The 21,584-nt window shown below is 70.0% G+C and carries 21 protein-coding genes; 2 read left to right on the top strand and 19 right to left on the bottom strand.

Going from position 1 to position 21,584, the window contains the following annotated elements; all coding sequences use genetic code 11:
• Window positions 1-42: 42 nt before the first annotated feature.
• The 18 genes from PKE85_RS00190 to PKE85_RS00275 all read right to left on the bottom strand — a co-directional run bounded on the left by PKE85_RS00190 (window position 43) and on the right by PKE85_RS00275 (window position 18,805).
• Complete coding sequence (locus PKE85_RS00190; RefSeq protein ID WP_271202771.1) at window positions 43-2,199, bottom strand: TonB-dependent receptor plug domain-containing protein; 2,157 nt, start codon at window positions 2,197-2,199, stop codon at window positions 43-45.
• 174 nt (window positions 2,200-2,373) lie between these two features.
• Entirely contained in the window at window positions 2,374-2,868 is a 495-nt protein-coding gene (tsaA, locus tag PKE85_RS00195; protein ID WP_271202772.1) for a tRNA (N6-threonylcarbamoyladenosine(37)-N6)-methyltransferase TrmO, read from the bottom strand.
• 2 nt (window positions 2,869-2,870) lie between these two features.
• Window positions 2,871-3,077, bottom strand: a complete 207-nt coding sequence (locus tag PKE85_RS00200; protein WP_271202773.1) for a TOBE domain-containing protein — start codon at window positions 3,075-3,077, stop codon at window positions 2,871-2,873.
• On the bottom strand, window positions 3,074-3,865 hold the full coding sequence (locus PKE85_RS00205) for an ABC transporter ATP-binding protein (RefSeq protein WP_271202774.1): 792 nt from the start codon (window positions 3,863-3,865) through the stop codon (window positions 3,074-3,076). Before PKE85_RS00205 ends, PKE85_RS00200 begins: the two co-directional genes overlap by 4 nt.
• Window positions 3,862-4,878 carry a FecCD family ABC transporter permease gene (locus PKE85_RS00210; RefSeq protein ID WP_271202775.1) on the bottom strand — a complete coding sequence of 339 codons (1,017 nt, stop codon included), beginning with the start codon at window positions 4,876-4,878 and terminating at the stop codon, window positions 3,862-3,864. Before PKE85_RS00210 ends, PKE85_RS00205 begins: the two co-directional genes overlap by 4 nt.
• Window positions 4,875-5,906 carry an iron ABC transporter substrate-binding protein gene (locus PKE85_RS00215; protein ID WP_271202776.1) on the bottom strand — a complete coding sequence of 344 codons (1,032 nt, stop codon included), beginning with the start codon at window positions 5,904-5,906 and terminating at the stop codon, window positions 4,875-4,877. The genes PKE85_RS00210 and PKE85_RS00215 overlap by 4 nt, the downstream gene beginning before the upstream one ends.
• Window position 5,907: 1 nt before the next feature.
• Complete coding sequence (locus PKE85_RS00220) at window positions 5,908-6,441, bottom strand: DUF2478 domain-containing protein (RefSeq protein WP_271202777.1); 534 nt, start codon at window positions 6,439-6,441, stop codon at window positions 5,908-5,910.
• Window positions 6,442-6,759: 318 nt separating this feature from the next.
• Complete coding sequence (locus PKE85_RS00225; RefSeq protein ID WP_271202778.1) at window positions 6,760-7,038, bottom strand: hypothetical protein; 279 nt, start codon at window positions 7,036-7,038, stop codon at window positions 6,760-6,762.
• 178 nt (window positions 7,039-7,216) lie between these two features.
• Window positions 7,217-7,684: an MmcB family DNA repair protein gene (locus PKE85_RS00230; protein ID WP_271202851.1), complete on the bottom strand. Its 468-nt coding sequence runs from the start codon at window positions 7,682-7,684 to the stop codon at window positions 7,217-7,219.
• Between the two features lie 97 nt (window positions 7,685-7,781).
• Complete coding sequence (locus tag PKE85_RS00235) at window positions 7,782-8,402, bottom strand: NUDIX domain-containing protein (protein WP_271202779.1); 621 nt, start codon at window positions 8,400-8,402, stop codon at window positions 7,782-7,784.
• A gap of 14 nt (window positions 8,403-8,416) precedes the next feature.
• Window positions 8,417-10,048, bottom strand: coding sequence for an ABC transporter ATP-binding protein (locus PKE85_RS00240; RefSeq protein WP_271202852.1), 1,632 nt, complete (start codon window positions 10,046-10,048; stop codon window positions 8,417-8,419).
• A gap of 14 nt (window positions 10,049-10,062) precedes the next feature.
• Window positions 10,063-10,539, bottom strand: coding sequence for a type II toxin-antitoxin system VapC family toxin (locus tag PKE85_RS00245; protein ID WP_271202780.1), 477 nt, complete (start codon window positions 10,537-10,539; stop codon window positions 10,063-10,065).
• 7 nt (window positions 10,540-10,546) lie between these two features.
• The gene (locus PKE85_RS00250) at window positions 10,547-10,783 is read right to left on the bottom strand and encodes a hypothetical protein (RefSeq protein ID WP_271202781.1); all 237 of its coding nucleotides are present in this window, start codon (window positions 10,781-10,783) and stop codon (window positions 10,547-10,549) included.
• Between the two features lie 21 nt (window positions 10,784-10,804).
• Window positions 10,805-11,965: an ABC transporter permease gene (locus PKE85_RS00255; protein ID WP_271202853.1), complete on the bottom strand. Its 1,161-nt coding sequence runs from the start codon at window positions 11,963-11,965 to the stop codon at window positions 10,805-10,807.
• A gap of 52 nt (window positions 11,966-12,017) precedes the next feature.
• Window positions 12,018-13,130, bottom strand: a complete 1,113-nt coding sequence (locus PKE85_RS00260) for a microcin C ABC transporter permease YejB (RefSeq protein WP_271202782.1) — start codon at window positions 13,128-13,130, stop codon at window positions 12,018-12,020.
• Between the two features lie 86 nt (window positions 13,131-13,216).
• Window positions 13,217-15,142 (bottom strand): extracellular solute-binding protein, encoded by a 1,926-nt coding sequence (locus PKE85_RS00265; RefSeq protein WP_271202783.1) that lies wholly within the window; start codon window positions 15,140-15,142, stop codon window positions 13,217-13,219.
• Window positions 15,139-17,100 (bottom strand): extracellular solute-binding protein, encoded by a 1,962-nt coding sequence (locus PKE85_RS00270; protein ID WP_271202784.1) that lies wholly within the window; start codon window positions 17,098-17,100, stop codon window positions 15,139-15,141. The genes PKE85_RS00265 and PKE85_RS00270 overlap by 4 nt, the downstream gene beginning before the upstream one ends.
• A 184-nt stretch (window positions 17,101-17,284) precedes the next feature.
• Window positions 17,285-18,805 carry a c-type cytochrome gene (locus PKE85_RS00275; RefSeq protein WP_271202785.1) on the bottom strand — a complete coding sequence of 507 codons (1,521 nt, stop codon included), beginning with the start codon at window positions 18,803-18,805 and terminating at the stop codon, window positions 17,285-17,287.
• 224 nt (window positions 18,806-19,029) lie between these two features.
• Between PKE85_RS00275 and PKE85_RS00280 the strand changes: the two genes are divergently transcribed.
• Window positions 19,030-19,794, top strand: coding sequence for a 3-deoxy-manno-octulosonate cytidylyltransferase (locus PKE85_RS00280; protein WP_271202786.1), 765 nt, complete (start codon window positions 19,030-19,032; stop codon window positions 19,792-19,794).
• Window positions 19,795-19,799: 5 nt separating this feature from the next.
• The gene (locus PKE85_RS00285) at window positions 19,800-20,696 is read left to right on the top strand and encodes a prephenate dehydratase (RefSeq protein ID WP_271202787.1); all 897 of its coding nucleotides are present in this window, start codon (window positions 19,800-19,802) and stop codon (window positions 20,694-20,696) included.
• Between the two features lie 5 nt (window positions 20,697-20,701).
• Here PKE85_RS00285 and PKE85_RS00290 read toward each other — a convergent pair whose 3' ends face one another.
• Window positions 20,702-21,484 carry a lipo-like protein gene (locus tag PKE85_RS00290; protein WP_271202788.1) on the bottom strand — a complete coding sequence of 261 codons (783 nt, stop codon included), beginning with the start codon at window positions 21,482-21,484 and terminating at the stop codon, window positions 20,702-20,704.
• Window positions 21,485-21,584 lie beyond the last annotated feature (100 nt).

Consider the following 21,584-nt stretch of genomic DNA (forward strand, 5'->3'; position numbering starts at 1 on the left):
GAGTCGGCGGGCGCAGGCCCGCCGTCAATGGGCCGCGCCCGGTCAGAACGTCGCCTTCGCCCGCATGAACAGGGTGCGGCCGGCTTCCGGGTAGCCGTACTGGACCGCGTAGTTCCTGTCGAACAGGTTGCGCACGCCGACGCCGGCCGAGAAGTTCTCGGTGAATTTGTAATCGGCGGACATGTTCACAAGCGCGAAGCCGCCGTTCTTCGTGTAGGCGCTCTCGAACCGGTCGCTCGAATAGCGCGACGAGGACAGCTCCAGGCTCGGCGTCAGCACCAGCCCCGCATAGGCCTCCCACTTGGCGTACACGAAAGCGGAATGCTTCGGCGTTCCGACCGGCTTGATGTTCGCGCCGTCCGGGCCGTCGATCTTGCGATGCAGGAAGGCGTAGTGGCCGCCGAAGGTCAGCGTCTCGTTCGCCGCCCATTCGGCCTTGAGTTCGACGCCGTAATAGTCGCCGTCGCCGACATTGCGGTTCTGAACGAATTCGTTGATCCCATCGCCGTCGAGGTCCCGTCCGACGCCTTGGATGACGTCCTTCACGTCGCTGTAGAAGACGGTCGCGCCGAGGGTCAGGCCGGGGCGAACCATGTCGGTCCAGCCGAGCTCCCAATTCTGCGCCCGCTCGGCCTTGAGGCCGGGATTGGGCAGGGCGTCGCCGAAGCGGGTCGAAAACCGCTCCCACAGCGTGGGGAAGCGCGTGCGGTCCGAGACGCTGGCGTGCACGCGGCCCGCATCGCTCAGCTTGTAGATCGCGGCCGCCTGCCAGTTCCAGGCGTCGTCGTCCTTCTTGTCGTATTCGCGAAGGCTTGAGGTCGCGCCGGAGCCGACCACATACTCCGCCTTGTCGAGATCGCGGCGGTCGTAGGACAGCCCCGCCACGAGGTTGAGACGCTCGGTGGCGTGGAAGGTGTTCTCGACCGCGAAGGACATGGTGTTCTCCGACTGTTCGGCTTCGGCGTCGAACACCGTGTTGACGCCGGGGCTCGCGAGGTTGCGCGGCTCATGCACGTCGCGGCGCCAGTGGAACGCGCCCTTCAGCGTGTTCATGGGGATCAGCTCGGTTCCCAGCTCCACGCTGCCGCCGTAGCCGGTCTCGTCGTAATAGCTGTCGAAGGAGCGGCCGGTCGTCCGCGTGGCGAAGGTCCCGTCGTCATAGGCCGAGAGCAGGTTGTTCAGCTTGTTGTAGAACAGCTTGCCGTCCACATAGGATTTGTCGCCCAGCGCGGTGTGGGAGAGGAAGTAGACGCTCTCATAGTCCCATTTCGGCCATTCCCAGGAGCGCTGGAAACCCGGTGTGCCCGTGGGCGCGGGGCCGGTGACGCCGCGGATCGGCTCGCGGGTCGAGAACGGCGCCTCCTTGCGGCCCTCCTGCTTGGTGTAGCTGATCGAATACTCGTCCGTGTCGTTGGGCGTGAAGCCCGCCTTCAGGTTCACGCGCCAGTCGCGGGTCTCCGCATGGTCGCGCCGGCCGCCGTTCTCGGTCTCCACGCCGCCGAAGCTGACCGGATCAAACTTCCTGGACAGGAAGAAGCCGTCGCTGCTGCGGTAGCCGGCGTTGGCCTGCAGATAGAACTTCTCCTGCAGCGTGCCGAGGGAGGCCGCGCCCACATGGGCGGCGAGCTTGCCCGTATTGCCGAGGTCGATGGTCTCCTGCGCGGTGAAGTCGAGCGCCTTGGTCGGCTTGCGGGTCACCAGGTTGATGGCGCCGCCCATGCCGCCGGGGCCGTTCAGCACCGAGACGTAGCCCTTCTGCACCTCAACCGCGGCGAGGTCCGGCGTGATGAAGCGGCCGAGATCGAGCCGGTTGTCGTAGGGCAGGTAGACCCGCACGCCGTCGATGGACAGCGGGGCCTGGAACAGGTCGAAGCCGCGGATGTAGGCGACCTTCTCGTTCCGGCTGCCGCCGAAGCCGTCCACATGCACGCCGGGAACCAGCGTCAGCGCGTCGTCCAGAGAGGCGCGGTTGAAGACGTACATGTCCTGCGCCGTGGCGCGGTCCTGCGACAGCGCCTGGCCGGACGTGCCCCCCTTGGTCCGGTCCGTGCCGATCACCGAAATCTCGCCGAGCTGGAACACGCCGGACTCGGCCGCGTCCTGGGCCGCGCTTGCGGGAAGCGCCTGGGACAGGGCCGGGCCGCACGCCGCGACCAGCGCCCCGACCGAGATCGCAATACGTGAACGAACATAACGCAAGATCGACGTCCTCCTCAGTCCGGCCGAGTCGTGGCCGGCAGCCCCCGATTAGGACGTCATCGCTGGCATGCCTCGAACGCCGCCGCCAGTCACACCACCGCCATATTTATACGAACATAGCGATCGGGCGAAGAGCGTTGCCGAAACAACACGTTCACGAGGTGGAAAGCCGGCTCAGTTTCCCGTGTCGAAATCGCCCTTCTGCGGGGCGGCGAGCGGCGTGAACAGGCAGCGGTCCGGCTTCAGGTCGATCAGCGGCGTGCCGTCGAGGCAGTCGAGACCGCGGACGAGAACGGTCGCCCCTTCGACGCCGACCAGTGTCGCGAGCGAGGTTCCGATCGGGTTCGGCCGCACCGGCGAGCGCAGGGCGAAGGTTCCCCGCGTCACGCCGTCCCGGCCCGGGCTCTGGAGCACGAGGTCGCGGCGGGATTCGTGCAGCCAGTACAGAACCTCCACCCGCTCGAACGCCTCGAGGCCGGCGAGCGCCGGGACCCAGGGCTCGAAGATCTCGATGCGGCAGACCGGGCCGTCGGCCCGTCCCTGCCGCGGGCATTCGAGCCTCGAGGTCCAGGGCGTGCGGATGCGGCCGATGAAGACCAGTCCCGCGTCGGTCGCGGGCGGCGGCGCGACGGCGATCTCGCCGTCGCGGATCTCGTTGAGCCGGACCATGGTCAGTCCACGCCGACCATGACGTCGGAGGCCTTGATCACCGCATAGGCCTGCTGGCCGACCTCGAGCTTCAGCTCGTCCACCGCGGCGTTGGTGACGGAGGAGGTGACGATGGTTCCGCCCACGTCGAGCTTCACATGGGCGGTGGTGGCGCCTTTGGTCACTTCGACCACCTTGCCCTTGAGGACGTTGCGCGCGCTGAGCTTCATGGCGTTTCTCCTGCCGTGCGAAGGGACGGCGCGACGATGCGCCGGCCGAGTTCGGGAACATAGGGGACCGCGACGGGAACGCCGTACAGCGCCCGCAGCCGGTCCGGGGTGATCGTCTCCTCGGGCGGGCCGATCGCCACGATTCCGCCCTTCGCCATCAGCGCCACCCGGTCGGCGACGAGGAAGGCATGGTCGGGATCGTGGGTCGACAGCACCACCGCGAGGCCGCGCGCCTTCAGCTCGCGCACCCGCTCCAGCACGCGGGTCTCGTTGCCGAGGTCGAGGCTCGCGGTCGGCTCGTCCATCACGAGCGCTTTCGGCTCCTGCGCCAGCGCGCGGGCGATCAGCGCCAGCTGGCGCTCGCCGCCCGACAGCTCGGTGGCGACGCGCTCCGCAAGCCCCGCGAGTCCGAGGCTCGCCAGCGCGGCCGCGACGGCGGCGTGATCCGCGGCGCCGGGGCTCTCGAACAGGCCGATCCGCGCGGCGCGGCCCATCAGCGCCATCTCCGCGACCGTGAACGGAAACAGCGCCGCCTGCGCCTGCGGCACATAGGCGACGGCCTGGGCGAGCCGGCGGCGCGGCCAGCGGGCGATGTCCTCGCCGTCGAGCGTCACCCGCCCGGCCTTGGGCGGGATGAGGCCGAGCAGCGTCTTGAACAGGGTGGTCTTGCCGCAGCCGTTCGGCCCCAGCAGGCACAGCGCCTCGCCGGGGCGGACCGCGAACGCGATGTCCCGGCCCACGATGACGTCGCCATAGCCGGTGGCGAGGGCCTCGGCGGCGAGCGTCACGACCAGCCCCGCCGCGCGGTGGCGAGCAGCCACAGGAAGAACGGCGCGCCGATCGCCGCCGTCAGCACGCCGAGCGGAACCTCGATCGCCGCCGCCTGCCGCGCCACCAGATCGACGCCCACGAGAAAGCCTCCGCCCAGCATCAGCGAGGCGGGCAGCAGTCTGGAGAAGTCCGGCCCCACCAGCATGCGCGCCACATGAGGCACGATCAGCCCGACCCAGCCGATGACGCCGGTGATGGAGACCGCCGCCGCCGTCATCAGCGTGGCGGACGCGATCAGCAGCGGCCGCAGGATGCGGGTCTCGACCCCGAGCGCGCGCGCCTCCTCCTCGCCGAGCGTCATGAGGTTCATGCGCCAGCGCAGCAGGACCAGCGGCGCGAGCCCGATCAGGATGGCCGGCAGCACGGCGGCGAGGTCGCCGCGCGTCACCGAGGCGAGGCTGCCCAGCAGCCAGTAGGTGATGGCGGGCAGCTGGTTGTAGGGATCGGCGAGGATCTTGATCAGCGACAGCGCGGCGCCGAGCAGGGCGCCCACCGCGACGCCCGCCAGCACCAGCACCAGCACGGGATCGCGCGTGCGGATCGCCGCGCCGACCGCATAGACCGCCGACACCGCGCCGAGGCCGCCGAGAAACGCCAGCGTCTGGATCACGAGCACATCCAGCGACAGGAACACGCCGAGCGCGGCGCCGAGGTTGGCGCCGGCCGAGACGCCGAGGATGTCGGGCGAGACCAGCGGGTTGCGGAACAGGCCCTGATAGGTGGCGCCCGCCGCGGCCAGCGCCGCCCCGACGGCGAGCCCCGCCAGCACCCGCGGCAGCCGCACCTGCCAGATCGCGGTCTCCGTCGCCGCGTCGAGGCCGGAGGGCAGGCCGAAAGGCTTCGTCGCGAGCACGGTCAGCACCTCCCCGGGCGTCGCTGCGAACTTGCCCGAGAGCAGGGCGAGCATGACGACGGCGGCGAGCGCCAGTCCGGGCGCGACGCGGCGGCAGGCGGCGGCTTGGAGGGTCATCGCGGAGGGCCGGCGGCCGGCAGCAGGTCGTCCAGCCGGGCGTCGTCCAGCGCGACGCCGTAGAACAGGGCGTAGAAGCGCTTCGTCTCGGCGCGGAGGTCGCCGGGAAAGGCGCCGCCGTAGAGCGCTCGCGCGAGCCAGCGCAGCCCGATCAGCCGGTTCACGGCCGGCGGCGCATCGAGCCAGCCGAAGGGCGCGGCGGGGGCGGCGTAGACCCGGCCCTCGCGCACGGCCTTGATTCCGGACCAGACCGGGTCGGATTTCGCCCGCGTTGCGAAACGTTGATCAATGGTGACGACCGCGTCCGGATTCCAACCGAGGATCTGCTCGGGCGACACCCGGGCGAGGCCGGTCCCGCCCTCAGCCACATTGACCGCGCCGACCGCGTCGAGCGACTCCACCGTGATCGAGCCCTTGGGCGCGGTCTCAAGCCCGTCCGGCCCGCGGGCGTAGTAGACGCGCGGCCGCGCCTCGGTCGGAATGCGCGCGACGCCGGCCGCGACCGAGGTCAGGGCGTCGTCCGCATAGGTCGCGAGCTCCCCGGCGCGGGTCTCGCGGTTCAAGGCGAGGCCGAGCCGGCGCAGGGTCTCGGGCGACTTCGCCAGCGCCCCGTCGATGAGGATGTAGGGCACGCCGGTCTGGGCCTGCACCCGGTCGGCGAGCGCGGCGTACGTCTTGTCCACCGAGCCCACGTCCACGATCAGATCGGGCTTCGCCGCCAGCACCGCTTCGAGGTTCGCGGTTCCGCCGCGCCCGGCGAGGCGGCCATAGGCCGGCAGATCGCGGACCTCCGGGCGCAGGAACGGCTTCTCGTCCGCGCTCGGGGCGCGGGTCCAGCCGGCCAGCAGGTCGGGCGCCACCACATAGACCAGCACGGCGGCCGGCGGACCGGCCGGCAGAACCCGCTTCGGCGCGTCCGGGATCTCCACGCGCCGGCCGGCGGCGTCCGTGAACACCTTGGCGGCTGCGGGACAGGCCGCGGCCAGCAGGGCGGTGACGAGCGCCAGCGCGCGCGCGACAGGAGCCATGTCAGCCGGCGGCCCGCAGCGGGGAGTCCGGTCGCACCGCGCGCCACCAGCGCTCCAGCGCGGCGTCGGTCGGTTCGGCGTAAGCCGCCAGATCGCCGGCATAGAGGCTCCAGCTTCGCGAAAACGACGGAGCGACCGAGGTGACCACCGGCAGGTCGCGCAGGATGGCCGCCGCGAAGGCGTCCACCAGTCCCGAGCGGTCGGCCTCCAGCTTGCCGAACTTCGACAGCACCACCAGATCGCAGCCGGCCTCGATCGCCTCCAGCGCGTCGGCGCAGGCGGCGGCCACGCCGGCCGGGTCCAGATGGCAGGCGAGGGAGCCGGGCCCGAGATCCTGCCCGATCACATGCCGCCGGCCGGTGGCGAGGTCGCGCACGGTGCGTCCGGCGCAGCCCGAACCCGGGACGCCCGCCGTCTCCTCCACGCAGCCCGCGACCCGCAGGCCTTCGTTCTGGCGCAGGGCCGCGAACCGCGCGAGCGTCAGGCCCACCACCTCGCTCGCCCCGTTCTGGAGCGCGATCAGCCGGCGATCCACGGACAGACCTCCACATGCGATCGCGAAGACGCGACCGGAACCCTCTAACGTGATGCATGTACGCATATAGCGCTGCGCCTGACCAGCGCGCGGGCGGCGTTCGACGTGCGTGTCGCGCAAGGGGAAACGCCGGACTCCGGCGTCGCGCCTTCAGGCCGGCGTCGACGGCGGTCGCCTGCGGAAGACGCCTGGGCCTGCGAAAGGCTTGAGCGCGAGGCGCGTCCGGGGCCGCACGGGCCTGCGCCATCCGTCAAAGAGTGAGTTCAATCTCGCGCCCCGGAGCAGCGGGCGCCATCCGGTTCCCCGACGCGGTCGGGTTCACGCCACCTTCGCGGCGGGGCGGAACGGGATCACCTTCGGGGCGAGGGCTGAGGAGGTCTGGGGCTCGCCGCGAAAGCCGGCGAGATGGCCGGTCTCCACCACCTCGTCGATCGCCCGGCGCAGATCGGCGGGACTGTTGACCTCGTGGCCAAGGTCCGAAGACAGCGTGGCGGCCGCGCCGATCAGCGCGGAGAAGATCGCGCGCGGATCTTCGCCGCACCGCTGAAGCGTGCGGGCGAAGCGGAGGATGACTGCGTTCACGTCGTCGTTCGACATGGCTGGCGCTTTCGTATGCTTGAACCCGGAAACGTAAGCTGCGCAAGGCTGCGGTGCGTTCGCCGCCGCTTCCGTTCCGGAAAGGGTCGACGAATCAGTCATCTTTCGAAGGTGGGCCGCAGTTCGCGCCGAATTGAGACCCGATTGCGGCGAAGATGCGCCGCAGTTCAACACAAGATCACAGAGCTGCGACGTCTGGCGGATCACCCAGCGCCTGCAGTCGCGCCGCGGCGAGACGGGCGAAACGCAAGGTGACCGCCTTCCGGCGCGCGCCTGCCAGAGGATGGGCCGGCGCCTCCCGCAGCACGGCGGCTCCGTAGCCGTCGGCCACGATCAGTCCCGCGTCCTCCGGAATGAGGTCTTTGGGAAAGCCATTTCCCACCGCGAAGTAGAGCCGATCGCAGAACGCCCGGTATTCCGGCCACTTGCGATCGGCGCGAAAGTCCTGCGGGCCGGACTTGATCTCCACGATCACGATCTCCCCGTTCCGCGTGAGCGCCATCACATCCGCGCGCCGTCCCGAACGCAGCGGCGTCTCCAGCAGGCACCCCGCCCCGAGATCGCGGAAGTGACGGCACACGCCCCGCGCGAGAATGGCCGCGACGCCGGTGAGCGACGGCCGGCGCGCCTCCCGGACGAGATCCATCTCATCCAGACCGCCGCCTTCCGCCTCACGGGAAACGATGTTCTCCATACGTTCGAATTTGGCACGAAACGGGAACGCCGCCAAGCGAAAAAGCGCGTCAGGCGTTCGCTGCGTCCGACAGAAGCGCGGCCAGCCGCGGCCGGTTCAGCGCCAGCCATTGCAGCGCCAGCAGCAGATAGGCGTTGCGGGGCGCAGGGTCGGCGAGGGAAGCGAGCGCGTCGTCGATCGGGATCGCGAAGGGCCGGGTCAGCTCCTGCTCCTCCTCCGCGCCGGCCTCGTCGGGCAGAGCGGCGGAATCCACGGCGGCGAGGAAGACCGTGGCGTTCTCGTCCACGATGCCGGGCGTCGGCAGGAAGCGGAAGACGGGCGCGAGCGCGGTCGCGGTCAGGCCGGTCTCCTCGGTCAGCTCGCGGGCGGCCGCCTCCGCCGCGTCCTCGCCGGGCTCCATGCGGCCGGCGACGATCTCCACCAGATCGCCATGGCCGGTGGCGAGATGGGCGGGCAGGCGGAACTGGCGGATCAGCACCAGCGCGTCCCGGGCGAGGTCGACCGCGATGACGCCGACGCAGGGACCCGCCCGCAGCACCTCGCGATGCTGGTCGATCGGGCCGCGGCCGGCGGCTGCGGGCAGCGTCACCCGCCAGCCCTCAAGCCGGCGGTAGCCGTCGAACAGCGTCTCCGGCCCCTCCAGCGCCACCTCGGCGACGCGATCGGCCATGGGGTCCGGGCCGGTCACTGCGCCACCGCGTGGAGGTCGGCGGCCGTGGCGTCGAACGCCGCGGCGAGCAGGGCGCGGGCGTAGTCGGTCTTCGGCGCGGCGAAGATTTCCGCCGCCGGTCCCTGCTCCACCACCTTGCCGCCGCGCATCACGATCAGATCGTTGGCGAGCGCCTTCACCACCTTCAGGTCGTGGCTGATGAACAGGTAGGACAGGTTGCGCCGCGCCTGCGCCTCCCGCAGCAGCTCCACGATCTGCGCCTGCACCGACATGTCGAGCGCGCTGGTGGGTTCGTCCAGCACGATGAAGGCCGGCTCCAGCGCCAGCGCCCGGGCGATGGCGATGCGCTGGCGCTGGCCGCCGGAGAACTCGTGCGGGTAGCGGTCCATGGCGTCCTCGGGCAGGCCCACGTCGGCGAGAGCCCGCGCCACGATGGCCCGCTTCTCCGCCGGCTTCAGCCGCTTGCCCTGCACGTCGAGCCCTTCCGCCACGATGTCCACCACCGTCATGCGCGGGCTGAGCGAGCCGTAGGGGTCCTGGAACACGATCTGCATGTCCTTGCGCAGCGGGCGCATGGCGCGGAAGCCGAGCCCGTCGATGCGGCGGCCGAGATAGCTCACCGGCCCCTGGCTCGAGATCAGCCGCAGGATGGCGAGGCCGAGCGTGGTCTTGCCCGAGCCGCTTTCGCCCACCACCCCCACCGTCTGGCCGCGCCGGACGGTTACGGAGACGCCGTCCACCGCCTTCACATGGCCGACCGTGCTGCGGAGCAGGCCGCGGCGGATCGGAAACCACACCTTCAGGTCGTCGGCGGCGACCACCGTCTCCGCCGCTTCGTCCCGGGGCGGCGGCGCGCCCCTGGGCTCGGCCGCCAGCAGCTTGCGGGTGTAGGCGTGGGCCGGGTTCGCGAACACCTCCGCCGTCGGGCCCTGCTCCACGATGCGCCCGCCGGTCATGACGCAGACCCGGTCGGCGATCCTGCGCACGATGCCGAGGTCGTGGGTAATGAACAGCATGGCCATGCCGAGCCGGCCCTGAAGCTGCTTCAGCAGCGCGAGGATCTGCGCCTGCACCGTTACGTCGAGCGCGGTGGTGGGCTCGTCGGCGATCAGGATGTCCGGCTCGTTGGCGAGCGCCATGGCGATCATCACCCGCTGGCGCTGGCCGCCGGAAAGCTGGTGCGGAAAGGCGTCGAGCCGCTCCTCCGCGTTCGGAATGCCCACCTGCTCCAGAAGCTCCAGCACCCGCGCGCGGGCCTTCGCGCCCGACCAGCCGCGATGCACGGTGAGGATCTCGCCCACCTGCCGCTCGATGGTGTGCAGCGGATTGAGCGAGGTCATGGGCTCCTGAAACACCATGGAGATGTCGGCGCCGCGCACCTTGCGCAGCTCCTTCTCCGGGGCCTTCAGCAGATCGCGGCCGTTGAACAGGATCTCGCCGGAGGGGTGCCCGGCGGACGGGTAGGGCAGCAGCCGCACCACGGAGAGCGCGGTGACGGACTTGCCCGAGCCGCTTTCGCCCACCAGCGCCAGCGTCTCGCCTTTCGCGAGATCGAACGACACGCGGTCCACCGCAAGCGAGCGGCCGCCCTCGCGGGCGAAGTCCACGGAAAGGTCGCGGACGGAGAGCAGGGGAGCGTCGGTCATGGGCGCGGACGTGGTCATGAGGCGGCGTCAATCTCCGCGAAAAGGGCGTCAAGGTCGGCGAGGTCGAGGGAGACGGCGAGCAAGCCGAGGCTTCGGGCGACGCTCCGCACTTTCCGATCGTGCGAAACGATCGTGGCGCAACCATCGGCGACGGCGCTCGACACGTGGATCGCGTCCGGCAGCTTCAGCGCAAGATCGCTCGCCCGCAGCCGTGCGGCGGCGATCAGGAGCGTGCGGTCGACCGGATAGGGCGCGACCGTCGCGCCGGGCGCGATCAGCGCCACATAACCCGCCGCCAGTTCTTCGCGCGCCGCTTCGCCTTCTGAAGCGCCGGCGCGCAGGACGCCCACAAGAACCTCGGACAAGGAGAGTTCGCTTGTCCTCAGACTTTCCCGGGGAAGCCGGCGCGCGAGGTCCGCAAGCCTCTCCGCGCTGTCGTCGCGCCCTTCGACCATCCGGATGACGGCGTTCGCGTCCAGATAGATCCTCATGCTCGGGTCAGCGGTCCCACTCGTCGCGGAGCGCGCGCGTCCGCCGGGTGGTTTCCTCAAGCGTCTCGACCTTCAGAAGGCCGGCGTTTTGCAGCTCTCTGACCCGCGCGCGAAAGGAGTCGAGCCCGCTGGCCGGCCCCTCCACCGTCACCTTCACCCGCGCGCCGGCGTCGAGGCCCGCCCGAAGGTCCTCGGGCAGGCGTTCGACGGGGTAATTGTCGCGGATGATCTTCTCGCGCTCCATGGCCGCCATCCTACACCCGCCTCACCGGAACGTCTTCCTCGGGTCGAAGGCGTCGCGCACGGCTTCGCCTACGAAGATCAGCAGCGACAGCATCAGGCCGATCACCACGAAGCCGCAGATGCCGAGCCAGGGCGCCTGCTGGTTGGCCTTGCCCTGGGCCAGCAGCTCCCCGAGCGACGGCGAGCCCGGCGGCAGGCCGAAGCCGAGGAAGTCGAGCGCGGTCAGCGTCGAGATCGAGCCCGACAGGATGAAGGGCATGAAGGTCAGCGTGGCCACCATGGCGTTGGGCAGCAGATGCCGGAACATGATCGCCCGATCGGACACGCCGAGCGCGCGGGCGGCGCGCACATATTCGAAGTTGCGGCCGCGCAGGAACTCCGCCCGCACCACGCCCACCAGCGCCGTCCAGGAGAACAGCAGCAGGATGCCGAGCAGCACCCACACGCTCGGCGTCAGCACCGCCGAGATGATGATCAGCAGGTAGAGGGTGGGCACTGAGGTCCAGATCTCGATCACCCGCTGGAACAGCAGGTCGATCCAGCCGCCGAAATAGCCCTGCACCGCGCCGGCCGTGACGCCGATGACCGAGGACAGCAGCGTCAGCGCCAGACCGAACAGCACCGAGAGCCGGAAGCCGTAAATCAGCCGGGCCAGCACGTCGCGGCCCTGGTCGTCGGTGCCGAGCCAGTTCCATTCAAGGTCGCCGCAGCCCTTGGCGCGGGGCGCGGCCCCGCCCTGCTGCGCCACCGGATCGCCGTCGGGCGTGCGGTCGGCCATGGCCTTTGCGCATTGGGCGTCGGTCAGCAGCCAGGTGGGCGGCGAGGGGGCCGGCGTCGGCAGGTTGAGGTTGATGGTGTCGTAGGAGTAGCGCACCGGCGGCCAGATCATGTAGCCGCCGGACTGCTTGATCAGGTCCTGGAGATAGGGGTCGCGGTAGCCGGCCTCGGTCTCGAAGTCGCCGCCGAAGGCGGTCTCGGGGTAGAACTTCAGCGCCGGGACATAGAACGCGCCGTCGTGCTTCACGAGGAACGGCTTGTCGTTGGCGATCAGCTCCGCGCCGAGGCTCAGCACGAACAGGATCAGGAACAGGATCAGCGACCAGAACCCGCGCCGGTTGGCCTTGAAGTTGGCGAGCCGGCGGCGGTTGATCGGAGACGGGCCGCGCTTGGGCGCGGCCGGCATGGGCGGGGCGCCGGGCGAGGGCGGCGGAACGGCGAGGGCGGCGTCGGTCATGTCACACCTCCCGCGCCTCGAAGTCGATGCGGGGGTCGACCCACATGTAGCTCAGGTCCGAGATCAGCGAGACGACGAGGCCGAGCAGAGAGAAGATGAAGAGGCTGGCGAACACCACGGCGTAGTCGCGGTTGACGACGGACTCGAAGCCCAGCAACCCGAGTCCGTCCAGCGAGAAGATGGTCTCGATCAGCAGCGAGCCGGTGAAGAAGGCGCCGATGAAGGCGCCGGGGAAGCCCGCGATCAGCAGCAGCATGGCGTTGCGGAACACATGGCCGTAGAGCACCTGATTCTCGGTCAGGCCCTTCATGCGTGCGGTCTGGACGTACTGCTTGCGGATCTCGTCCAGGAACGAGTTCTTGGTGAGCAGCGTGGTGGTGGCGAAGGCCGAGATGCCGAGCGCGATCAGCGGCAGCGTCAGGTGCCAGAAGTAGTCGACGATCTTGCCCCACAGCGAGAGCTCGTTCCAGTTGTCGGAGGTGAGGCCGCGCAAGGGGAACCAGTCGAGGAAGCTGCCGCCGGCGAACAGGATGATCAGCAGGATCGCGAACAGGAAGCTCGGGATGGCGTAGCCCACCACGATGACGGTGGAGGTCCAGACGTCGAAGCGGGAGCCGTCGCGCACCGCCTTGGCGATGCCGAGCGGGACCGAGATCGCGTAGGAGATCAGCGTCATCCACAGCCCGAGCGAGATCGAGACCGGCATCTTCTCCAGGATCAGGTCCACCACGTCGATGTCGCGGAAGTAGCTGCGGCCGAAATCGAACCGGGCGTAGTCCCACACCATCTTGACGAAGCGTTCATGGGCCGGGCGGTCGAAGCCGAACTGCTTCTCCAGCTGCTTGATGAACTCGGGGTCGAGCCCCTGAGCGCCGCGGTATTTGGAGGTGATCGGGTCGTTGGAGGCGCCGCGCTGGGTCTGCGCGGCGGACAGGTCCGAGCCCGAGCCGCCGGAGAAACGGGCGGTGGCGGAGGTGTCCTGTCCGCTCACCTGCGCGATCACCCGCTCCACCGGCCCGCCGGGCGCGAACTGGATGATGACGAAGGAGATCAGCATGATGCCGAGGATGGTGGGCGCGATCAGCAGCAGGCGCCGCGCGACGTAAGCGAGCATGCGGGATCAGACCTTCATCGAGGCGGGCGGAGAGCCCGCGAAACCCGTGCGCGCGGAGGACGCGGCGCGGGGCGCCATGAGCCGGATCACGGCCGCACTCCCGCCCTGGCGGCCTTGTCCTCGTCCCACCACCAGACGTCGGGCGCGCCGCGCTCGTAGCGGGGTTTCTCCGCCGGGTGGCCGAAGGCGTCCCAATAGGCCAGCGTGTGGGTGTCCTTGTACCAGGCCGGAACCCAGTTGCGCAGCGAGCGCAGCACCCGGTCGAGCGCGCGGCAGGCCACGTTGAGCTCGTCCCGCGTCTTCGCCGCGGCGATGGCCTCCACCAGCGCGTCCACCGCCGGATCGGCCACGCCGGACAGGTTCTGCGAGCCTTCGAGCTTGGCGGATTCCGAGGAGTAGACCTGCCGCAGGCCCTCGCCCGGGGTGGGCGACATGCTCATGCGCAGGCTGATGACGTCGAAGTCGAAGCTCTTCAGCCGGTTCTGGTACTGCGCCGCGTCCACCTGGCGGATGGCGGCGTCGATGCCGAGGAACTGCTTGAGGTTCTTGATGTAGGCGCTCACATGGGGCTGGAGCCCCGGCTCGTATTCGAGGAACTCGATCGCGAACGGCTCGCCCGCGGCGTTCGTGGCCCGGCCGTTCGTGATGGTCCAGCCGGCCTCGCGCATCAGCCGCACCGCCTCGCGCATCAGCCGGCGGTCTTGGCCCGAGCCGTCGCTGACCGGCGGCGTCCACGGCGCGCCGAAGACGTCGTCGGAAATCTTGCCGCGGAACGGCTCCAGCAGCTTGAGCTCCGCGCCTTCGGCCGGCCCGGTCGCCATCATCTCGGGCGCGCCCTGAAACACGGAGACCGTGCGCTTGTAGGCCCCGAACATCAGGTTGCGGTTCATCCACTCGAAGTCGAACACGAGGTTCAGCGCCTGCCGGACCCTGGGGTCCTGGAACTTCCCCCGCCGCAGGTTGAAGAACCAGCCCTGTCCCCCGGAGGGGGTGAGGTCCGGCAGCGTCTCGCGCTTCACCTTGCCCTCGCGCACCGCCGGGAACTCATAGCCGGTGGCCCAGACGCGGGAGGTGAACTCCTCCCGGAACAGATAGGCCCGGCCCTTGAAGGCCTCGAACGCCACGTCCCGGTCCCGGAAGAACTCGTAGCGGATCTGGTCGAAGTTCCACTGGCCGACGGCCACGGGCAGATCCTTCGCCCACCAGTCCTTGACCCGCTCATAGGCCACGTAGCGGCCCTGCTCGAACCGGCTGACCTTGTACGGGCCGGAGCCGAGCGGCGGCTCCATGGTCGCCTCCTCGAAGGCGCGGGTCGCGTACCAGGCCCTGGAGAAGATCGGCAGCGCGGCCAGCGTCAGCGGCAGGTCGCGGGTGCGGTTCGGCTTCAGCCGCAGGATCACCACGTCGTCCGAGGGGGCCTCGACCGTGTCGAGGTCGCGGATCGACTGGGCGACGAGCGGGTGGCCCTTGGCCTTCAGCGTCTCCAGCGACCATTTCACGTCCGCCGAGGTCAGAGGCGAACCGTCATGGAACCGGGCTTCGGGCCGAAGCCGGAACCGATAGGCGAGGCCGTCGCCGGAGACCGCGACCGAGGCCGCGACCAGACCGTAGAGCGCGTCCGGCTCGTCGGCGGCGCGCGCCATCAGGCTGTCGAAGTTCAGCGCCATGCCCTGCGCGCCTTCGCCCTTCAGGATGTAAGCGTTGAAGGTGTTGAAGGTGGTCAGGCTCTGGTTCAGCGAGGTGTTGTGCGCGGTGTGGCTGAAGGTCCCGCCCTTGGGCGCGTCGGCGCGCACATAGGCGAGGGCCTTGAAGTCGGGCGCGTATTTCAGGTCGCCGAAGGCCGAGAGGCCGTGCCGCTCCGGCCCGAAGGCCCTGGGATCGCCCTCCACGGCGGAGGCTGCGGCCGGCGCGCCTTCGCTCTCCGCATGGGCGAGCCGGGGCGCGGCCCAGGGCAGCGCGGCCGCCACGCCCGCATAGGCGAGGACGTCGCGGCGGGACGGCGCCCGGCTCACGAGCGGCCTCCGGTGGCCTTGGCCTTCTCCGCGTCGAACCACCACAGCGTCGGGAACATGGCGCCCCGGGGCGGCAGGTTGTCGGGCCGGGCGAAGCGGTTCCAGCGCGCTGTGCGGTCCTCGACGCTGGTGAACTGCGGCACCACGTAGTTGTGGGCCAGCAGCACCCGGTCGAGCGCGCGGGTGGCGGCCACCAGCTCGTCGCGATCCCGGGCGTAGATCACCTTCTCGATCAGAGCGTCGATCCCGGCGTCCTTGATGCCGACCACGTTCTGGGAGCCCTGCCGGTCCGCGGCCTCCGAGCCCCACATGTCGCGCTGTTCGTTGCCGGGCGAGAGCGACTGCCCCCAGCCCATGGTGATGACGTCGAAGTCCGACGAGCGGATGCGGTTGATGTACTGGCTGTCGTCCAGCAGCCGCTGGCTCACCTGCACGCCGAGACGCTCCAGCGCCGGACGGTAGAAGCTCAGCGACCGCTCGGCGCTTGGGTCGTTGTAGATGAACTCCAGCGTGAAGGGCTCGCCCTTGCCGTTGCGCAGCACCGGCCGGGTCGGCGCCGAGGACAGGCCGACCGCCCGGAGCGCCTTGTCGATGAACGAGACCTCGCCGTCCTCGCGCGCCTCCTGCCGCACGGTCCAGCCGGCCTCCTTCAGCAGCCGCACCGCCTCGCGCAGGTTCTCGCGGGTCTTCTCGGGCGAGCCGCCGGTGGGGTTGGCGTAAGGCGCGGTGAAGACCTCGGCCGGAACCTTGTCGCGCACGCTCTCAAGGATTTCGAGCTCGCGGCCCTCGGGCAGCCCCTTCGACGCCAGCTCCGTGCCGTAGAAGTAGCTGTCGATGCGGACATACTGTCCGAACATGATGGTCTTGTTGATTTCCTCGAAGTCGAAGGCGAGGTTGAACGCGCGGCGCACGCGCGGATCCGTGAATTTGTCGCGGCGGGTGTTGAAGGCGTAGCCCTGCATCCGGCCGGATTCCGAGTCCTTGAAGGTCTCCAGCACGACCCGGCCGTCCTTCGCCGGCGGGAAGTCGTAGGCCGTCGCCCAGTTCTTGGCGCTGTTCTCCTCGCGCCAGTCGTACTGGTCGCCCTTGAACGCCTCGACGATCACGGTGGTGTCGCGGAAGTAGTCGAAGCGGATCTCGCCGAAGTTGTGCGTCCCCACCCGCACCGGCAGATCCTTGCCCCAGTAGTCCGCCACGCGCTCGTAGGCGATCCAGCGGCCGGGGGCGAAGTCCTTCACCCGGTAGGGCCCGGAGCCGAGCGGCTTCTCGAGCGCGCCTTCCTCGATGTTGCGCTTTTTGCCGGTGGCGTCGGTTCCCTCCCACCACGCCTTCGGCAGCACCTGAAGCTGGCCCATGATCTGCGGCAGCTCGCGGTTGCCCGGACCGGCGAAGGTGAAGGTGACCTCGCGCTCGCCGGTCTTCTCGGCCTTGACCACGTCCTTGTAGTAGAAGCCCATCATCGGGTTGACGCGCTTCAGCGTGTCGAAGGACCAGATCACGTCCTCGACCGTGATCGGCGAGCCGTCGTTGAACCTCGCCTCCGGACGCAGCCGGAACGTCACCGAGGACCAGTCGGCCGGGTGCTTCACCGCCTCGGCGATCAGGCCGTATTCGGTGGCGGGCTCGTCGTAGGAGCTCGTCATCAGCGTGTCGTAGAGCAGGCCCGTGCCCGCGGCCGGGTTGCCCTTGCGGATGAAGCCGTTGAGGCTGTCGAAGGTGCCGAGCGTCGCCAGGCGCGCCGCGCCGCCCTTGGGCGCGTCCGGGTTCACATAGTCGAAGCGCTTGAAGTCGGCCGGGTACTTCACGTCGCCGAACAGCGACAGGCCGTGCTTCCACGCGTCCGCGGCGGGCGCCGCCAGAGCCGCGGCCTCCTGCGGCGCGGGCTGGGGCTCCTGGGCGAAGGCCTGCGGAGCGAAGGCGAGCGCGGCGGCGAAGGCGGCGGCGAGGCGAAGCGTCATCTGCGAGCGGATTCCCATGCGTCGGCGAAGCGGTCGGCGCGCATTATGCCCCGAAACGCGGCGGGTTCCAGACGCGGGCCCGGCCTGACGCGAACGTGAGTCCCTCGCGGCCCTCCCGCCCGGCCCAAAAAGAAAGGCCGGGCGCTGGGGCCCGGCCTTCGAAGCATCGTCGTTCGTCTCGGGATCACTTGCCCGGCAGGGGCAGCGGAGTGTCCGAGTTCTTGTTCAGGAAGGCGATGATGTTGGCCCGCTCCTGCGCGTCCTCGATCTCCATGAACATCATGGTGCCGGGAGCGTAGGCGTCGGCGTTGGTCAGCCACAGGTCGAGCTGGTCGAAGGTCCAGTCGCCCGGCTTGGCCTTGAGGGCGTCGGAGTATTCGAAGCCTTCCTGATGGCCGTGCTTGAGCCCGACCACGCCGTAGAGATTCGGGCCGGCGCTCGCCGCCTCGCCCTTCTTCAGCGTGTGGCAGACCGCGCACTTCTCGCCCACGGCCTTCTCGCCGGCGGCGAGGTCGGCGGAGGCGAGGCGCTCGGCGATCGGGGCGCCGGAGGCCGCGGCGGGCGCCGCCGGCTGTTCGGCCGGAGCCTCGGCCTTCTTCTCCTCGGCGGGAGCGGCGGGAGCAGGCGCGGCCGGAGCGGCCTCGGTCTTCTTTTCTTCAGCCGGCGCGGCCGGAGCCGGGGCGGCCGGCGCAGGAGCGGCTTCGGTCTTCTTCTCTTCAGCCGGGGCGGCGGCCGGGGCCGCGCCGCCGCCGAGATCGAGCGGCTTGTCGGAGTTCTGGTTCAGCCAGGCGATGAGGGCCGCCCGCTCCTGCGGGTTCTTGATGCCGGCGAAGGCCATGGAGGTGCCCGGCACGTAGCCCTTCGGGCTCTCCAGCCACTTGTTCATGGTCTCCACGTCCCAGGTCTTGTCCGCGGTCGCCTTCATGGCGGCGGAGTAGCCGAAGCCGTCCTGGTGGGCGTGCTTCAGGCCCAGGATGCCGTAGAGGTTCGGACCGGCCTTGGCGGCGCCGCCCTTGTCGAAGGAGTGGCAGGCGCCGCACTTCTTGGACGCGGACTCGCCCTTCTTGAGGTCGGCGGAGGCCACCAGCGCCTTGATGTCGTCGCCGCCGCCCGCGGGGGCCGCGGGAGCCGCGCCGGCGGCGGCGGCCGGAGCGGCCGCGCCCGCCGCAGGAATCTCGACCGGCTTGTCGGAGTTCTTGTTGAGGTACGCGATCAGGTTGGCGCGCTCCTCCGGGTTCTTGATGCCGGCGAAGGCCATGGAGGTGCCGGAGATGTAGCCCTTCGGGCTTTCGAGCCACTTGTCCATGGCCGCGAAGTCCCAGGTCTTGTCGGCGGTGGCCTTCATGGCGGCCGAATAGCCGAAGCCGTCCTGATGGGCGTGCTTCAGGCCGATGACGCCATAGAGGTTCGGGCCGGCCTTGGCGGCGCCGCCCTTGTCGAAGGAGTGGCATGCGCCGCACTTCTTGGCGGCGCTTTCGCCCTTGGCGACGTCGGCCTTGGCGAGCAGGGCGAGCACGCCCGCGCCCTCCGCGCCGCCGGCGGCCTTCGGGGCCGCGCCTTCCGGAGCCTTCGCGGCGACTTCGTAGCCCGGCTTCTCGGGCTCCTTGTCCTTGAACACGGCGCTCGCGATGGCGTTGACGCCCAGGACGACGGTCAGAGAGCCGAGCACCGCGCCGGCGATCTTGTTCAACTGGAAGGCGTCCATATCGTCTCCATCTGGTAGGCCCCGCCGCAGCGGCGCGCGGACAATAATTGTCCCAATTCTAAAAATCCATGTCTCCACAGCCTTTGCGCTCATACTTTCGGCGATCTTCGGCCGCGGCTTTCGCGCTTTTGCGACACGCGCGCAAACCGGCTATCACCGGCGCGCCGGACCACCGCGCCCGCGCCAGACCTCAATCGCTTCAAGACCCAAGCGGATCCGCCGTCATGCCCAGTCTCCGAAATCCGCTGCGCCCGCTGGTGCTGGTGCCCGCCCGCCTCGCCGCGACGCGGCTCCCCAACAAGCCCTTGGCCGACATCCACGGCGATCCGATGATCGTCCACGTCTGGCGGCGGGCGAAGGAGGCGGGCGTCGGGCCGGTGGTGGTGGCGACGGATTCGCCCGACGTGGCGGAGGCGATCGTGAACGCGGGCGGTCAGGCCGTGCTCACGCGTCCCGACCACGCGTCCGGCTCGGACCGCATCCACGAGGCGGTGGAGGCGCTCGATCCCGACTGCGATTTCAACGTGATCGTGAACGTGCAGGGCGACCTGCCCACGCTCGATCCGGCGGCGATCCGGGCGAGCCTCGCGCCGCTGGACGATCCGGAGGTGGACATCACCACGCTGGTGGCGGAGATCGTCCGCGAGGAGGAGAAGACCGAGCCGAGCGTGGTGAAGATGGTCGGCGCGGAGGTGTCGCCCGGCCGGTTCCGCTGCCTCTACTTCACCCGCGCCACCGCGCCCGCGGGGCCGGGGCCGCTCTACCATCACATCGGGCTTTACGCCTATCGCCGCTCCGCGCTGGAGCGCTTCGTGCGGCTGCCCCCGTCGCCGCTGGAGCTGCGGGAGAAGCTGGAGCAGCTCCGGGCGATCGAGGCCGGCATGCGCATCGACGCGGTGAAGGTGGACGTGGTGCCGCTCGGCGTCGACACCGCCTCCGACCTCGAGCGCGCCCGCGTCATGCTGATCCACGCGGCGGAAGGGCTGTGAGCGCGATGGGCCAGAGCGGCAGGATCGCGTATCAGGGCGAGCCGGGGGCGAACTCCCATCTCGCCTGCGACCGGGTGTTCCCGGAGATGGAGCCCGCCCCTTACGCGAGCTTCGAGGACGCGCTGGCGGCGGTGTCCTCCGGCGCCTGCGATCTCGGCATGATCCCGATCGAGAATTCGGCCAACGGCCGGGTGGCGGACATCCACCACCTGATGCCCTCGGCGGGCCTTCACATCATCGGCGAGTATTTCATGCCGATCCATCACCAGCTCATGGCGGTGAAGGGCGCCACGCTGGACGGGCTGACGGCGGTCCAGAGCCATGTGCAGGCGCTCGGCCAGTGCCGGGGCAAGCTCCGGGAGCTCGGCCTGACGCCGGTCATCGGCGCCGACACCGCGGGTTCGGCCCGCGAGATCGCCGAAGCCGGCGATCCGGCGCGCGGCGCGCTCGCCTCCGAGCTCGCGGCCAGCGTCTACGGCCTCGAGATTCTGGCCCGCAACGTCGAGGATTTCGAGAACAACACCACCCGGTTCGTGGTGCTGTCGCGGGAGAAGCGCTGGGCGCCGGCGGGGGCGGGACTCACCGTCACCACCTTCGTGTTCAAGGTGCGCAACATCCCGGCCGCGCTCTACAAGGCGCTGGGCGGCTTCGCCACCAACGGCGTCAACATGACGAAGCTGGAGAGCTACCAGCTCGACGGCGGCTTCACCGCCACCCAGTTCTACGCCGACGTGGAGGGCCATCCCCGCGATCCGGCGCTGAAGCGGGCGCTGGAGGAGCTGAAGTTCTTCTCAACCGAACTCGCGATCCTCGGCGTCTATCCCGCCCACGACTTCCGGGTGGCGGCGCGGGCGATCGAGGCCCAGTCGGTGGTGCGGAAGGCGCCGCGCCGGGCGGGCTGAACGCCTCACTCCGCCGGGGCGGGCTGCGGCCCGCGCGGCCGGGCGCGCCGTTCGGCCCAGACCACCTTGCGGTAGTCGAAGCCCTGCGCCAGCGCCGGCTTCACGATCTGGAAATAGGGCGAGATGTCGAAGTCCCGCGGCATGTAGAGCGAGTGGTGCCGGATGTGCAGGATCTCGCGCCGCAGGCCCTCGTCGGACAGGGTCTCGACGTCCGGCAGGATCGGGTAGCGCACCCGCTCGAAGGCGCGGGCGATCAGCGAGGAGCAGATGGCCCGCGTCGGCAGGCCCGACCCCAGCGCCAGCATCCGCCGCCGCATCCGCGCCGAGACGAACGGGACCGGCGCCAGATAGCGCATTAGGTCGAGCACGTTCTTGACGTCGTACTCGTAGCCGAGCCGCAGGATGCAGTAGCGCGCCACCTGCTCGCGCTCGTGCAGGTCGAGATCGTGCGGGCGGCAGATGCGGATGTGCTCGCGGGCGTATTTCGACAGCGGCGCCGAGGCGCAGCCGATGCCGAGCTCCATCTCCACCAGCGTGTGGCGCTCGCCGTCCGGCTCCGCCGTCTCCAGCAGGTCGCCCACGTAGAGCACGGCGTGGGACCAGATCGACGACGTCATGCGCCGGATCACCGACGACACCCGCGACCGGCCGGCGATCAGGATCACGTCGCCCACCTGAAGCGTGGCGCGCAGGGTGGCGAGGTCGCAGATGTGCTGCGGCGCCGGGCGCGTCTCCGTGATCAGGTAGGTGATGAGACGCCGCCCCGCGGCGTTTTCCAGCCAGCCCATGAATCCTTGCGCGCCTGTCCGTCCCGGAGACCGCCCGTGTGAGACGTTCGGGCCTAATGATCAAAAGAGAAGCAGGTTACCCGCGGGCGGGTTGCCATAC

The sequence above is a fragment of the Methylopila jiangsuensis genome, assembly GCF_027922305.1.
Taxonomy (GTDB): Bacteria; Pseudomonadota; Alphaproteobacteria; order Rhizobiales; family Methylopilaceae; genus Methylopila; species Methylopila jiangsuensis.